12 protein-coding genes and 1 tRNA gene are annotated in these 15,135 nt (G+C 52.7%); 9 read left to right on the top strand and 4 right to left on the bottom strand.

Going from position 1 to position 15,135, the window contains the following annotated elements:
• Nucleotides 1-8: 8 nt before the first annotated feature.
• The gene (locus tag TRICHSKD4_RS17340) at nt 9-269 is read right to left on the bottom strand and encodes a DUF4212 domain-containing protein (protein ID WP_009468187.1); all 261 of its coding nucleotides are present in this window, start codon (nt 267-269) and stop codon (nt 9-11) included.
• Nucleotides 270-1,003: 734 nt separating this feature from the next.
• Here TRICHSKD4_RS17340 and TRICHSKD4_RS17345 point away from each other — a divergent pair.
• Nucleotides 1,004-2,287, top strand: coding sequence for an O-acetylhomoserine aminocarboxypropyltransferase (locus tag TRICHSKD4_RS17345; protein WP_009468189.1), 1,284 nt, complete (start codon nt 1,004-1,006; stop codon nt 2,285-2,287).
• Between the two features lie 69 nt (nt 2,288-2,356).
• Here the strand turns inward: TRICHSKD4_RS17345 and TRICHSKD4_RS17350 are convergent, their stop codons facing one another.
• Nucleotides 2,357-3,442: a COX15/CtaA family protein gene (locus TRICHSKD4_RS17350; RefSeq protein WP_009468190.1), complete on the bottom strand. Its 1,086-nt coding sequence runs from the start codon at nt 3,440-3,442 to the stop codon at nt 2,357-2,359.
• 165 nt (nt 3,443-3,607) lie between these two features.
• On the opposite strand from TRICHSKD4_RS17350, the gene TRICHSKD4_RS17355 reads away from it, so the two are divergent.
• A complete protein-coding gene (locus TRICHSKD4_RS17355; protein ID WP_040617178.1) occupies nt 3,608-3,793 on the top strand; it encodes a DUF2842 domain-containing protein in 186 nt (61 codons plus the stop codon).
• Here the strand turns inward: TRICHSKD4_RS17355 and TRICHSKD4_RS17360 are convergent.
• A complete protein-coding gene (locus TRICHSKD4_RS17360) occupies nt 3,753-4,853 on the bottom strand; it encodes a polysaccharide deacetylase family protein (RefSeq protein WP_040617077.1) in 1,101 nt (366 codons plus the stop codon). The two genes, TRICHSKD4_RS17355 and TRICHSKD4_RS17360, sit on opposite strands and share 41 nt — an antisense overlap.
• Nucleotides 4,854-5,030: 177 nt before the next feature.
• Here TRICHSKD4_RS17360 and TRICHSKD4_RS17365 point away from each other — a divergent pair, with 177 nt between their 5' ends.
• Nucleotides 5,031-6,176: a GNAT family N-acetyltransferase gene (locus TRICHSKD4_RS17365; RefSeq protein ID WP_009468195.1), complete on the top strand. Its 1,146-nt coding sequence runs from the start codon at nt 5,031-5,033 to the stop codon at nt 6,174-6,176.
• A gap of 23 nt (nt 6,177-6,199) precedes the next feature.
• Here TRICHSKD4_RS17365 and TRICHSKD4_RS17370 read toward each other — a convergent pair whose 3' ends face one another.
• On the bottom strand, nt 6,200-8,545 hold the full coding sequence (locus TRICHSKD4_RS17370; RefSeq protein ID WP_009468196.1) for an exopolysaccharide transport family protein: 2,346 nt from the start codon (nt 8,543-8,545) through the stop codon (nt 6,200-6,202).
• Nucleotides 8,546-8,741: 196 nt separating this feature from the next.
• On the opposite strand from TRICHSKD4_RS17370, the gene TRICHSKD4_RS17375 reads away from it, so the two are divergent.
• The 6 genes from TRICHSKD4_RS17375 to TRICHSKD4_RS28340 all read left to right on the top strand — a co-directional run bounded on the left by TRICHSKD4_RS17375 (nt 8,742) and on the right by TRICHSKD4_RS28340 (nt 15,115).
• Complete coding sequence (locus TRICHSKD4_RS17375; RefSeq protein ID WP_009468197.1) at nt 8,742-9,299, top strand: polysaccharide biosynthesis/export family protein; 558 nt, start codon at nt 8,742-8,744, stop codon at nt 9,297-9,299.
• Between the two features lie 107 nt (nt 9,300-9,406).
• A complete protein-coding gene (locus TRICHSKD4_RS17380; protein WP_009468198.1) occupies nt 9,407-10,630 on the top strand; it encodes a glycosyltransferase family 4 protein in 1,224 nt (407 codons plus the stop codon).
• A gap of 86 nt (nt 10,631-10,716) precedes the next feature.
• Nucleotides 10,717-12,222 carry an undecaprenyl-phosphate glucose phosphotransferase gene (locus tag TRICHSKD4_RS17385; protein WP_009468199.1) on the top strand — a complete coding sequence of 502 codons (1,506 nt, stop codon included), beginning with the start codon at nt 10,717-10,719 and terminating at the stop codon, nt 12,220-12,222.
• The gene (locus tag TRICHSKD4_RS17390) at nt 12,219-13,481 is read left to right on the top strand and encodes an O-antigen ligase (RefSeq protein WP_009468200.1); all 1,263 of its coding nucleotides are present in this window, start codon (nt 12,219-12,221) and stop codon (nt 13,479-13,481) included. Before TRICHSKD4_RS17385 ends, TRICHSKD4_RS17390 begins: the two co-directional genes overlap by 4 nt.
• Before the next feature lie 47 nt (nt 13,482-13,528).
• Nucleotides 13,529-13,605, top strand: a tRNA-Pro gene (locus TRICHSKD4_RS17395).
• Nucleotides 13,606-13,858: 253 nt separating this feature from the next.
• Complete coding sequence (locus TRICHSKD4_RS28340; RefSeq protein WP_208993121.1) at nt 13,859-15,115, top strand: GGDEF domain-containing protein; 1,257 nt, start codon at nt 13,859-13,861, stop codon at nt 15,113-15,115.
• Nucleotides 15,116-15,135 lie beyond the last annotated feature (20 nt).

The raw sequence follows: 15,135 nt of genomic DNA on the forward strand, positions 1-15,135 counted from the left end.
AGGCGCCCTTATTCTTCTTCCACGCCGTATTCACGGTCGAGTTTGTTCATCCGCCAGGCATAGAAAAAGATGATCGCCAGGAAGACCAGAATGGAACCCTGCTGGGCAAACCAGAAGCCCAGATCAGTTCCGCCAACGGCAATGCCGCTCAGCAGCGGGCGTAGCAAGATGCCAAACCCAAAAGAGACCAGCGCCCAAATCACGAGGCTGACCACAATAATACGCAAATTGGCAGACCAATACGCGTTATTGGATGAGTTTTCGGACATGTAGGCTCCTCCACTTTGTCCTTTGTTATCCTTCGTGGAACAGCGAAAAATCGCCGCCTTGATATCAGAGCTTCAAATCCGGGATTGCTGAACGGTCCCACCGGGTCAGGCTGGTGCCGGATGGGTGATCCGTGCTGTTACAGCCCTTTCGAAGTTGTCTTTTGATCCTTGCCGCCGCTCAATGGCCAGCTTCCCACAAAGGCTTTCGACGCTCTCTCACAATGTCCGGAAGGATAAGGACATGAGTTACGATATGCGCCGGATCAAAATTTCCCTCGTCAGCAATCCCTTTTCCAAGTTCAAAACATCAAAAGTTATTCCACCTTCAGTCCGTAGACGCCCCTGCGCCCCACGCCCTGAAATTCAACCATGAAACAATGACCGAGGGTCCTCCTCCATGATCAAGGTAGGGGTGTTTTAGTATCAATAGTTGCAAGGGGTTCAAGGCTACTAAGGTATGGACGACTTAAGTATAATTTAACCTTTTCGCACCGCACAAACCACGGAATACAATGCCTTTTTTTGACCCAACACACGTTATTGATGCAGTAAATCGCCAGCCTCTTTCGCCTAAACACTTAGGATTAAGCAGACAGTCTGGGTGAGCAAGACGCTGCGTTTTGGCGACGCCTTGCACACCCGTTTTGCACCTTGATAAAACTCTTGATCATCCCTTTGACGTTTCAGGGTCTTTCAGACAAGATGCCGCCAAAATTCACTGCGGAGGCAATTCAATGAGTGACGGAATTCCCGGTTTTTCTACCTTGGCTATTCACGCTGGGGCCCAACCGGACCCTTCAACAGGCGCGAGGGCCACGCCGATCTATCAAACATCATCCTTTGTGTTTGACGATGTTGACCACGCAGCTTCCCTTTTCGGCTTGCAGGCATTCGGCAATATCTACACCCGGATCACCAACCCGACGACGGCCGTTCTGGAAGAGCGTGTTGCAGCCCTTGAAGGTGGCACAGCAGCGCTTGCGGTTGCCTCTGGCCACTCAGCTCAGCTTTTGTGCTTCCACACCATGATGCAGCCGGGCGACAATATCGTTGCCGCGAACAAGCTTTATGGCGGATCCATCAACCAGCTCAGCCATTCTTTCAAGAGCTTCGGCTGGGGTGTGAAGTGGGCAGATCCGGCGGATCTGAGCACTTTTGAGGCAGCCGTCGACGAGAACACAAAGGCGATCTTCATTGAAAGCCTCGCCAATCCGGGCGGTGTCGTCACGGATATGGAGGGCATCAGCGCGATTGCAAAGGCAAAAGGCATTCCACTGGTTGTCGACAACACAATGGCAACTCCATATCTCTGCCGCCCGATCGAACATGGTGCGGATATTGTCCTTCACTCTTTGACCAAATTCATGGGTGGCCATGGTAATTCCATGGGCGGTGTCATTGTTGATGGCGGGTCTTTCGACTGGTCAGCCACAGATCGCTACCCGCTTCTCTCCAAGCCGCGCGATGAATATCATGGGCTGGTGATCCACGAGACTTTCGGCAATTTCGGTTTTGCCATTGCCTGCCGTGTTCTTGGCCTGCGGGATCTAGGCCCAGCGATTTCGCCGTTCAACTCCTTCATGTTGCTGACCGGCATCGAAACCCTGCCCTTGCGCATGCAGCGTCACTGTGACAACGCACTGGCCGTTGCAAAGCATCTTGAGGCACACGACAAGGTCAGCTGGGTCTCTTATGCCGGTCTGGAAAGCGATCCGCACAACACGCCTCAAAAGAAATACATGCCCAAAGGCGCAGGCGCGGTGTTCACCTTCGGTGTGAAAGGTGGCTACGATGCGGGCGTGAAAATGGTGTCGAGCACCGAACTCTTCTCCCACTTGGCAAATATTGGCGATACACGCAGCCTGATCATCCATCCGGCGTCAACAACGCACCGCCAGCTGGAAGACGACCACAAGGTTGCTGCCGGGGCTGGGCCAGATGTTGTTCGGATTTCTGTTGGTCTGGAAGATGTCGATGACATCATTGCCGATCTGGATCAGGCCCTCGCAGCGGGCTAAAATTTTGAAATAGAAAAGAAAAAGCCCGGCAATGCCTTAGCCGGGCTTTTTCGGTTTTTGATTCCGTTGTTATCGAGTGGGGTAGCTTCCCTTTAGGGCCACCAGATAATCGATGCTCGCGGCCAGAACAAAAACCGCAAAGCCTTGATGCACCAGCGCGATGCTAAGCGGCACATTCCAAATCAACGTCAAGATACCGAAGACAACCTGAAGGCCGATGAACCCTGCCAAATGCCATGTGGGGCGCATGACATGGGCACGCCCAGACACTTTCATTGACCGCCAGGCAAGATAAGCAACCGCTGCGACCAAAAGATAGGCCACCATGCGGTGCTGGAACTGGACCATCATCACGTTCTCAAACATATTGATCCACCATGGGTCCATGACGAGCAACCGATCCGGAATGATCTGGCCATCCATCAGCGGCCATGTGTTAAACGTGAACCCGGCATTCAATCCGGCTACCAAGCCGCCCAAGAAGAGCTGCAAGAACACCAGTCCTAAGAATACCCAACCAAGTGTGGTCAGACCGGCTTGTTCTTCGTGGGTGGCAGCTTCACGCGGTGCAAGCCGTCGAGCTATCCAGAACAGATAGGCGAAAATAAAGAACGCTAACGTCAGGTGGGTCGCCAACCGGTATTGGCTGACATCGGTGCGTTCGACAAGACCTGATGCAACCATCCACCAGCCGACAGCGCCCTGAAGCCCGCCGAGAAATAGGCCAAAAACGAGGCGCGGTTTCAGCCAGGGCTCCAGCCGCCCTTGAGCCCAAAAGACAACCATTGGGACGAAAAAGGCTATTCCAATGACACGGCCCAGCAGCCGGTGTCCCCACTCCCACCAGAAAATGAACTTGAACTCATCAAGGCTCATGCCCTTGTTGATGAGCTGATATTCCGGGATCTGTCGATACTTCTCGAGCTCTTCCTGCCACTGCGCTTCGCTCAACGGCGGAATGACACCATGAATCGGCTTCCACTCGGTGATGGAAAGGCCGGATTCGGTGAGCCGCGTTGCTCCGCCGACAACCACCATCACCAAAATGAGTGCGCAGACAAAATAAAGCCACCAACGCACCAGCGTCCGATTATGCTGCAATTTGCTATCTTCGCTGCCCGCAACTGCCGAAGTGTGTTCAGAAGTCGATGTCATATGCGCCCCGGATTTGACCTTTGACCGGGTGAGATATAGGTGCACAGGGAAATCGGCAAGTCATGGTCCGCGATTGTGCGACACTTGACCGCTGGACCCCGTGTTTCAAAGCCCATGTTTCAGAGAAGGAACCTTCGCGTGCCCTCACTTCGCAAGTTTATCGGAATGGTGCTGCTTGTGGTTTTCGTCGTGACCTATGCGTTCTTCGCCATGGTCATCGGCGACATGACGTTGCAAAATACCAGCGGCTGGGTCTCTTTCGCCTATTTCGCGGTTGCTGGACTGGTTTGGGTTATTCCGGCTGGAGCGATCATCTGGTGGATGGAAAGAGGTGGGAAAAAGACGACGTGAAACGCAGGCTGCCGGTCAGCCAGCTTGCAGCCCTATAGAGAGCAAAGGGAGCTCCGGTAAGGTATTGATCCAATGTGTCGCTGGTCTGAAAACGACCGTTCAGGGACACACGCGGTAATTTCATCGGGGTCTTGGCGCTGGTGGAGTTCAAGACGCCGGGAAATGTGGTGAGTGCCGACGCGAAGCCGGCATGCTCCAGATACTCCGCATCCCGGTCACAGACCGAATAAGGTTTGCCATAAGGATAAGCAAAGTGCTTGGGTCTCAAGCCCAATTCCTGCTCAATTCGGTGGGCGCCATGGTCAATGTCACCTTCAGCGGCTTCAGCTGATAATCGTGCAAGCGCATAGTGATCATGGGTATGTGCGCCAATGGTGACGAGTGGATCTGCGGCTAGTTGGCGGAGATCGTCCCACGTCATCATGTATTCATCGGCAAGCGCCGTGAGGTCGAGGCCGTATCGCGCTGCCAATGCCCTTACGATGGCCCGCTGCTCTTCTTCGCCGACTTCCCTGCCCAGTACGTCCATCAGATGTTCGTAACACCGATCCTTCTCCTCCGGTGTTGCGCAGCTAATGGGCCCCTTTTCACTTCCTTCAGTAATGACAAGTTCGGAATTGGCGGCGACCAGCCGTTCAATCGCAAGCCACCAGAGTTCGCTGGTCCGATCGATCAAGCCGCTGGTCACAAAGACGGTAAACGGCGCGCCAAGCTCCTTCAAGACGGGGTAAGCCTGCTCCAGATTATCCTTGTAGCCGTCATCAAACGTCAAAACCGCATAACGTTTGCGGCCATACCCCATCTTCAGTTGGTCAATAGCCTCATCCAGATGTAGGATCTCGTATCCTTTGGACCGGATCCGATTGACCGCAAAACGCAGGAACTCCGGCGTAATTGCCAGATGTCGATTGGGTTGAAACGTATCAGTCCGCGGCGGTGTGATGTGATGCATCATGAACACGGCTCCGCAGCCTTGGGTCATAGGCGCCATGAATCGGCCGAGACCGCTGATATTCAGCAGTTTGAAGCCGCTCTGAAACACCTTTTGGCGCGTGTTCATCAAAATCCGTCCAGTCAATTCACTGGTATCCTATGATACTGAATATTTAATATTTATTGCTAGTTCTGGCGATGAAGCTCGATAGGGTTCATCAAAAAGTGCACTTGTCGGCAATTCCGATTTCCTTGGCTTCAAAATACTCATGATTTCCGGCACATAGCCACATCGGGGCGGTACTTGACGAATTTCCAGATCGAAATTAAAAACAGTCCTGAACAAGCCCGTGATGAATGGCTAACGCTGGAGCAAACCGGAATTGGCGGCGCGTACCAGACCCATCACTGGTGTAATGCTTATCTCTCGGCTTTGGGTAGCGATCGCGACGCCCCCTGTCAAATTGCACTTTTCACGCAGAACCGTAAGCCGTTGGCACTGCTTCCCTTCCAATTCACCAGAAGCCTTAGCGCGCAAACCATACGCTTTTTGGGAGCAGACAAAGGCAATCAAAATACAGGCCTCTGGGAAGAAGAGTTCTATCGCACCCTTTCAAGCGAAGATGCGCAGCGAGCCTTGTGTGAAATAGCCGGGCACTGCAAAGCTGACTTAATCCTTTTGGAAAACATTCCTCAGGTCTGGCAGCAGCGCCCTCACCCACTCCTGTCTCCAACGGCCACGCCAAGCCCCAGTCCCATCTTTCGAGGCGAGCTGGACAGTAGCTTTGACAGTTTTTTCCGGGCCTCTCAAAGCAAGGCCGCGCGCAAGAAATTATCTCGCAAGAAGCGCGCCCTCATGGAAGCTGGAGAGTATCGCTTGGTTCGTGGAGCAACAGCTCATGATGTTGAGAGGTTGCTCAACGCTTTTCTTGTGCAGAGAGAGCACCGAGCGGGACTCACCGGCATTCCGAATGCTTTCGCTTCTGAAGCTGATCAGTCATTTTTGCGTGCCCTACTCCCAACGGCGCAAATTCCGAATGGAACTCCAGAACTCGTTCTCTGGGGTCTTGAGGTGGCTGGGAAAATTCGCGCAACGTATCTCTACCTTCAACACCGGGAAACGCTGATCGGCTACGCAAATAGCGTGGCACATGACGAGTTGCTGCCACACAGCCCCAGTAACGTTCTTCTGATGGATGTTATTGAACAGGCCTGCATAGGCAGTCGCACCCAATTCCTCGATCTTGGCCTTGGGGATGAACGCTACAAACATGGCTGGACGAAGCCTGTCGCACTTTCCGATCAGCTAATTGGCGTCACTTCGAAGGGTAAGATGGTGGAGCAAACCATCCGCCTGAAATCGTCGATCAAGACCAAAATCAGGACCTCACCGCAACTCTGGTCATTGGTCCGCAAGTTGCGGGCCGTTCGTGCAAAAGCTCGATCGTAACTGGATTAGAGACCTGACATTAATCAGGCAGCGTAATCAGCGCCGCCTCTCCCCCTGCGACTGGTCTGATAGATGATTTCCACATCGGAACCGGTGTTGTTTCGAAGCATTTCTGCAGCGTCCTCGAGGTCATCCGAATAATCTTCGGAACTCGCTCCTATGAAGACCTGGTTCACGTAAGCAAGCACATTTGCGCTGGCTTGTGACCCATCGATTGCGCCGAGGTCAATAATCACAACTTCATGGGTTTTAGCCATAGCGTCCAAGGCCAGCTTGAAGCGGTCATCATCAGCCATGTCATCTGTGATCGGCATTGTACCCGCCTCGATAATATGCGCGTTAGAGGCCCCATCCCTGTAGATCACCTTAGAGAAGGTTTCGTCACCTGCCACCAGATCTGAAAACCCGGGCGCACCATTGGGATCAATATCTTCCGGGAAAACTTCAACGAACACAGATGAACGGCCAGCGTCCGCAGCCATGCGAGCCAGATCAAAAGCGATTTCATGCGAAATATCCGGCTCGTCAACGCTCAGAACTGCATAACACCCGGCGATCTTTTCAGGGTCGGGCAGACCATTGTCCTTTTCCCTTTTCGATGAACCTGACCCGGCGCGGCTCATCATCATGTCATCGGCTTTTTGAATGGCCTCATCATTGTCTTGATAACCGCGCGGGTCCGTCAAGTTATCCTGGAGAGGCTCGGCCTCCGGCTTCATGTTGGCAACGTACTGGGCAGCCCGCTCTTTTCGCTCACTTGTCAAATCGTAGTTGCTTGCAGCGTAAAATCCGTAGGCCATTGGCGCAAAACCAGCAGATTTTGCCACTTCCGACTCTGGCTCTGGCTCTTCATATGGAGAGCGCCGTTCTCCGGTCTTTGATTTACGCTTGTCTTCCTCGATCCACTCTTTGACCACTTTAGGTGGCTCTGAAGAGCGAGCATTGCCTCTGCCCTCATAAGATACCGGGCGTACAGCTCGGCCGGAAAGGAACTCCTTCATCAAGACCAGCGTACAGCCCAACAAAAATGTGACCAGCGCAGCAATCATAGTGATCGCAAAAATCTTGGGTGAATGCGGCTCTACCGGAACGCTGGCACGGGAAATAATCCGCGCATCTGCTGGCAGCACTTGAGACCGCAAACGCGTTTCCGCTTCGCGGAACTTTGCCAAAACAGAATCGAGTTGTGCAGCCTTGGCATTCGCCTGACGCTCCAGTTCACTCAACTTGACCTGATCGTCATTGGATTTGGCGGCAGCTGCCTTCAATTCGTTCAACCGGCCTTCCAACGCCCTCGCCTGCTGGCTGGCAACTTTGGCGCCGTTTTCCAACCCTTGCAGCACTTTGCGGGCTTCTGAGCGAATCTGGCGGTTGTAATCGCTCAGCTGGGAATTCAATGCCTTCAACTGCGGGTGACTTGGTAGCAAGGTGATAGACAGTTCCGCAATGTTTGACTGGATCTCAACCTGGCGTTCTCTCAAACGCTGAATAAGCGGCGATTCTAGAACATCGGTTGCTGTCTCAAGAGAACCGCCAGAGTTAAGCAATTCTCTGATCAGGTCAGCCTTGGCCTGAGATTCGGCTTTGGCAGCTTGAGCTGCTGAATATTCGCTACTTATTTCTGCAAGCTGTTGACGGGCCAACGGTATGTTGTCAGCTCCAATAAGAAGGTCGGCCTTGGCCCGATAATCTTCGACGGCCTGCTGAGCTTCCCGAACCTCTACCTGTAGCTGAGCAATCTGAGGCTCAAGCGAGGACGCGGCAACCTCGGTGGACTCCCGCTTTGCCCGAGATTGAAGGGTGATGTACTCATCGAGAATGGTGTTTGCGATGATCGCAGACAGTTCGCGACCCTCAGATAGGTATTCAACTGCGATCACGCGGGATTCATCCAGCCGATAAATTGAGAGGTTCTCATAAAAATGGTTGAGCACACGCTCTTCGACCGTGGAGGGCGGCGGAGTTCGTTTGAGACCGAATTCGATCAAGAGCTTGTTGAATGGGGAATTGCTCTTGTCCTCGTTAAATTCTGGGATCGAGGCGAGATCGACTTTGCGGGCAACCCGCCGTGCCAAATCAGCAGACCGCAACAGCTGCACCTGACTGGCAACACCCTCATTATCAAGAACAGCGCGCTCGACTTCCGCGCTGCTTGAGCCGCCGGGAAATTCCGAGTCCTTGCTTTCAATCAGCAGGCGCGCTTCCGCCTGATATTTATTCGGGATGAACTGCAACACCAAAAGCGTGCCAGCGCACACCAGAAAGATGAGCGGCAATAGCCACAGCAGCGACCGGAAAATGGCGCGAACAATTCCGCCAAGGTCGAGCACCATGTCAGGGTCATAATCTGCATTACGCGCAGTGGTCATTGCCAAAACTCCAAGAATTAGTCTGACTATGACGAAATAGGGTAAGCGTTCGGTTAAAGCCGCTCCTCCGGCGTCGATCTGCGCGTTAATCAATGTGTATGATAGTTTTACCTCTTCAGCAGATAGACGGACCTAACCTTCACCTCACATTAACCATAGCTTGACATTGTGGCGTTGCACCTTTGGAGAGTTATCGATGCCACTTCGCGCGTTCCTAGTTCTGGTCGTGTGCGGGTTGCTGACCGCCTGTAGCGGGTATCAGCGCCCACCAACCGCGTTTCATGAGATCCTGACACAGCCGTATCAGCTCGACTCGAGTGACCGGCTGCGTATTCTCGTGTTCGACCAAGACGATCTTTCCAACACCTATACCATTGATCAAGCTGGATATATTTCATTTCCGCTCATTGGCAGCGTTGCTGCACGCGGCAAAACTCAACAAGAGCTGGCGACCGAAATTGCCCGCAAATTGCGCCAAGGGTATTTGAGAGATCCTGACGTCTCTGTTGAGGTGGATACCTACCGGCCGGTGTTTGTCATGGGTGAAGTGCAAAGCGCGGGCCAATACACTTATGTTCCCGGCATGACCGTGCAAAATGCCATTGCAACAGCCGGTGGTTTTTCGGCCAGGGCTCGTCAGGCGGACGTCGATATCACTCGTCAAATCAATGGTGAAATCCTAAACGGACGTGTGCCTATTTCGGACCCGATCCGCCCTGGCGACACCATATATGTTCGCGAACGGTATTTCTGAGAGGGATTGTGAATTAACCGGGAACTCATCTGTTTTCGCTATTGTGCAACCTATCAGCCTTACGGATCCAAAAAGAGATCTGAGGGCCGAAACAGGGAAATTGCACAATGGCAACGAACAAGCTTCGTATTGTTCATTGTGTCCGCTCACCAATTGGCGGCATCTTTCGCCACATCCGGGATCTGGCCGAATGTCAGATAAAAGCTGGGCACGATGTTGGACTGATCTGCGATAGCACAACGGGCAGCGCGTACGACAACCGGCTGTTGGACGATCTACGTCCACACATGAGCTTGGGTGTCGAACGCTTTCCGATGAAACGCCAACTCTCACTTGGCGATCTTAAGGCCGCTTATTCGCTTTATCGTCATGTGCGGGACCTCAATCCCGACATTCTTCATGGGCATGGCGCGAAGGGCGGTGCTTATAGCCGTATCATCGGAACGATCCTGCGCATCAAAGGCTCAGATACCAAGCGGATCTATACGCCTCACGGGGGAAGCCTCCATTACGATCCTAACCGTATGGAAGGGCGGATTTATCACGCCTTGGAGCACGGACTCATTACGCTTTCCGACGGCCTGATTTTCGTCTCCGATTATGAGTACTCAGCCTTTGAGACCAAGGTCACCAGTCCGCATGTCCCGGTGCGTATTGTCTATAACGGTTTGAAAGCTTCCGAGTTTACGCCGGTCAAGTCAAATTCGGATGCGGCCGATTTTCTTTTCATCGGAATGTTGCGCAACCTCAAAGGCACCGACTTGTTTATCGAAGCCTTGAACAACATTCGTCTTGCAAGGGGCACAGCTCCATCAGCAGCGATTGTTGGCGAAGGACCAGATGAAACCCGGTACAGGGCAATGGTTGAGCGACTTGGTTTGCAGGATACCGTGCGGTTTTACGGTGCAATGCCAAGCCGGGATGCATTTGCCATGGCAAAGACCGTCGTCGTGCCGTCTCGTGCAGAAGCGATGCCGTATATCGTCCTTGAAGCCATTGCGGCACAACGTCCGCTGATCGCTACACGGGTTGGCGGCATCCCGGAGATATTTGGCAAACATGTCGATCGCCTTATTGAACCGGGTCGTGTAGGCCGGCTGACACAGGCAATGACCGAAGCCTTGCACCACCCTGAGACAATGCTGCCGGCAACGGAATCTCTCAGTTCCACTCTAGCCGAAACATTCTCTACTGACCTGATGAGTGATCGAGTTACGTCGCTTTACCATGAACTTTTGGGAAACCCTGTCGCCTGTAATGACAGCCAAAACCTTGAAGACAACTCCACAGTTCTTCCAGAGCCAACCTCCTTTATTGCCAAGGCCAAGTAAATTCCATGACTGTTAGCGCCAAAGAAATTTTAGATATTAAGCCGTTATCGTCGAAGCCCAATCCGGCGTTGGCACTGCAGAGCAAATTGCGCGCAAGTGTTGAAAATGATCTGCGAGACCTTCGAGAGCTAAGTCATTCGGACAGATTGTCGGAACACGCGTTGGAAATTGCCGGTACCCTGCGCGATGACGGCATTTCTGCAGCGGTTCTCAGCGGATCTGTTCGTCTGACTGACATCTGCCTCTTGGGATTAAGTGGTTTCGTCGCTGGTTGGTATTTTACAACTGGTTTCGAAATGAACTGGGCCGTCGCAGCCTTAATTGCCCTTGCCACTCTTCTCTGTGTTGGGTTCTTTCAGGCTGCAGACGCCTATCAAGTGTCGGTGATGCGCCGTGGGCTTAGGCAAATCGGGCGGATCACGGGCGGCCTCGTTTTAGCTTGCGGTGCGGTTGCTCTTTTGCAGCAGACAACAGATTTTGGCGTGGCTACATCCACCAACTGGCTTGGACATTGGTTCCTGCTGGCCCTCAGCGTGCTTGTGATTTTCCGAACAACCGTTTTTGTTGCTGTCCGACGTTGGATGGATCAGGGCCGACTTGAGCGCCGGGCCGTTATTGTTGGTGGTGGAACGGCTGCTGCTGAACTCATTCACGATCTGGAGGGGCAAGTCGACAATGATATCCGCATTTGCGGGATATTCGATGATCGCGCCAATGATCGATCTCCCACTGTCGTTGCGGGCTATCCAAAGCTCGGCAATATCTCTGCACTGGTTGAGTTCGCTCGGCTTGCCAAAATCGACATGCTGATCGTGTGCATTCCCTTGCGAGCTGAGCAACGTGTATTGCAACTGCTTTCCAAACTGTGGGTGCTTCCGGTCGATATTCGTCTGTCCGCACATACAGATAAGGCCCGGTTCCGCAGCCGTGGTGCATCCTTTGTTGGCACCGTGCCGTTCGTTGATGTTGTCGATAAACCGATTGCTGATTGGGACGTGGTGGCAAAGCGGGTCTTTGACCTGTTCTTTGCCAGCCTCGCCATTGTTGCCCTCACCCCTGTGATGATCGCAACAGCAATTGCCATCAAGCTGAACAGCAAGGGACCGGTTCTGTTCCGCCAAAAACGCTATGGTTTCAACAACGAGATTGTCGAGGTTCTGAAATTTCGGTCCATGTACTCCGAAATGAGTGATCACGATGCCAAGACAGTTGTGACAAAAGGCGACCCAAGGGTGACATCGGTTGGCCGGTTCATTCGCAAGACGTCCATTGACGAGCTTCCACAGCTCTTCAATGTGCTGGCTGGCAGTCTGTCACTGGTTGGCCCCCGCCCCCACGCTGTGAATGCCCACACACAAAACAAAAAATGGGATGAAGTGGTGGACGGCTACTTTGCTCGCCACAAGGTGAAGCCGGGTGTCACCGGCTGGGCTCAGATCAAGGGCTGGCGCGGCGAAGTCGACACTCAGGAAAAGATCGAAAAACGGGTCGAGTGTGATGTCTATTACATCGAGAACTGGTCCATTTTGTTCGATCTGAAAATCTTGTTCCGGACCCCGTTTGCGCTCCTGAATACGGAGAATGCGTATTGACTCTGGCGGCCGAAACATATGGCCGCCCGCATTCTGGCGGCCCGACCTATTCTGTTTCGGCACGCACGCTTGGAAACGGCGCTCTTTGGTTTGCCATTTTCCTGTCGGGTTTCGTTATCCGCGAACCTGCGCCCTATGAGCTTTATCTGGTCTTCTTGTCCGTCGTCTGGCTCGCCTGTGGGCTGAAACTGCGCAGTGAATTCGGCTCCCTGATTATCTGCATGATGCTTTATACAGCGGGCGGCATTGCGGCGATCCCGCTTGCCACGAATTTTGGCGATGCCGCCATGTATATTGCAGTGACTGGATTTCTTGCCGTCACCTCGATTTTCTATGCGGCTATCCTCGCAGAAACCCCTGAGCGCTACCGCGTCATCCAGACGGCCCTCATTTTTGGCAGCCTGTTTGTGGCACTGGCCGGAATTGCGGGTTACTTCAACCTGTTTCCCGGAGCTGACTTTTTCACCCGTTACGGGCGTGCACGGGGTACTTTTGAAGATCCCAATGTCTTTGGGCCCTTCTTGATCCTGCCGATCCTCATTTTGATGCAGGGCCTGTTCCGAAGGCCCTTCCATATGAATGGTGCCGCCATCCTGTTTTTGCCTGTGTTGGTCCTGGCCCTGTTTTTGAGTTTTTCACGGGGTGCCTGGGGCGCAATCGTAATTGCCAGTCTCATTTTGTACGTACTTGCCCTCGCCTCTGAACGGAACGCATTTAAGCGTGGGCGTCTGGTCGCTGTTGGTGTGTTTGGCCTTTTCGCCGTGATTGGTCTGCTGGGGATAGCGCTTTCCATAGAGAGTGTTTCGGACATGTTTCAGCAACGAGCCAAGCTGGTGCAGGAATATGATGGCGCCCGCCTTGGACGTTTCGCCCGCTATATCCTTGGCTTTGAGCTGATCATGGACAAACCGCTTGGCATCGGGGCATTGGAGTTCAACAAGTACTTTCCGGAAGACGAGCACAACGTCTATTTGAAAGGCTTCACGACCTATGGCTGGCTCGGCGGCATCACATATTTGTTCATGGCCGTTTGGACAGTCGTTGCCCTGCTTGGGGTTATCTTCAAGAACCGTGTGTGGGCTCCCTTTGCCCAATGCGTCTTCGCCGCTTTGGTGGCGCATTTGTTGCTGAGCCTTGTGATCGACACCGATCACTGGCGGCACATGTATATGCTCTATGGACTGGCCTGGGGTTTCATTGCCGCCGACAAGATTGAGGTCCGTCGTCGCCAACGGGGGATAATGTCCCCTACCGCCTAAATTCGCCGCTTGCGAACCCAAAGCGAACGCGATAGGTAGAACGCGTTCGGGCAGTAGCGCAGCCTGGTAGCGCACTTCACTGGGGGTGAAGGGGTCGTCGGTTCAAATCCGGCCTGCCCGACCAAACATTTCAAAAAACCGATGCTTCTCTGTTGCTTGGGCTTTTAGCTGCCCGCGATAATCGAATTGTCGTTCACCTTTCCCTAAATTCAAAGTTGCATTTCTACGTGTTTCTGCGGCCTGCCAGACACTAATTTTCTGTTAAGTTTTTACATCGGACTATGAACTGCTGGACGTAAAAACTGAAACTTCTGACTGAAAAACTAAACCGCAACATTCTGGTAGCCGGAATCCTGCTGACTGCCTTTGGCGGAATTTTGCAAACGGCTTTGAGCTTCGGAACCGATGTTACTTTGCTCTCCGGTCGGACTTATATGCACCCCTTCACCGGCAGCGCATTGGTTTTTACTGCATTGTTTTTGCTTTATGCGGATCGATTACCCAAGCTGTTCTATGAGTTCGGCCCGGCGGGTTTCGGTCTTCTGGCCTTGACGCGGGTTTTGGAATTATCTGTCCCTGACTGGCCAGCCGTTCTCCCTGTTGCAGATCTGAAAGACATGCAAATCCCGTCATCTTTTGCAAAAGTATCCGCCACCTCAGCACTGAGTATTCTCTTCATCTCCTGCTATCAGTTTTGCTTGAAGCGAACACTGTTCGCCCTGTTGTTTTTCCTGTCTACTCTATGGATGATCACCTTCATTTCCGTTTTGGAGGCGATCTACAATTCCTTGTATTTAAGCGGCGATCTTTCCGGCTATTCCTTCGTCGGGTTTCTCCTTTGCTGCCTTGCTCTTTCTCAACTGGCCGCCCAGAAGTTTGAATACGGCATCATAACGGGCAGCAGCTTGGTCCTTCGATACATTCGAGCAATCGTCGTAACCGCAGTTGTTGTTCCCTCTCTGTTGGGTTTTGCATTTACAAACAGTTTTGGACTCAACGAAAATGAGAAGACCATTGCTCTGCTGTTGTTTGCCTTTACAGGTTGGTTTGTTGCTGTGGTTGTCATCCTGCTCGGCTATGTCATGGAAAAAGAGCACAAAAGGGTCTTCAACAGATCCCAGATTGACGGCTTGACCGGATTGCTCAACAGACGTGCAATTGAAGAGTTGATTGACATCTCTTCAAACCCTTATGGGATCATCCTGCTTGACCTTGATCACTTCAAGGAAGTGAACGATACCCACGGCCACGCTGCCGGGGATGAAGTTCTTCGCAATGTCGCGAACCTTCTCCAATCTTCTCTTCGAAAAGATGACCATGTTGCACGTTGGAGCGGAGAAGAATTCGTTATTGCCCTCAGAACCAACTCAATCGATGAGTTAAAGGAAGCAGCTGAGCGCCTGCGGAGCAGAATTGGCGCATTAAACACATCGGTCATTAACGAAGACAACGACTTCGAGCTTATTGACATCAAGGTCACTGCATCGCTAGGCTGCAGCATGCATATCCCTAAGGGGAGCACGCTTGCAGATGCAATTGAAAAGGCTGACGGTGCGCTGTACGAGGCTAAGGCGCGAGGCCGGGATCAGGTTCGCTTGTTGTTAATGGACAAGCACGGTCGGATGAACGAGTAAACAGTGGCTCAAATTCGCCC

The organism is Roseibium sp. TrichSKD4, from assembly GCF_000148725.1.
Taxonomy (GTDB): Bacteria; Pseudomonadota; Alphaproteobacteria; order Rhizobiales; family Stappiaceae; genus Roseibium.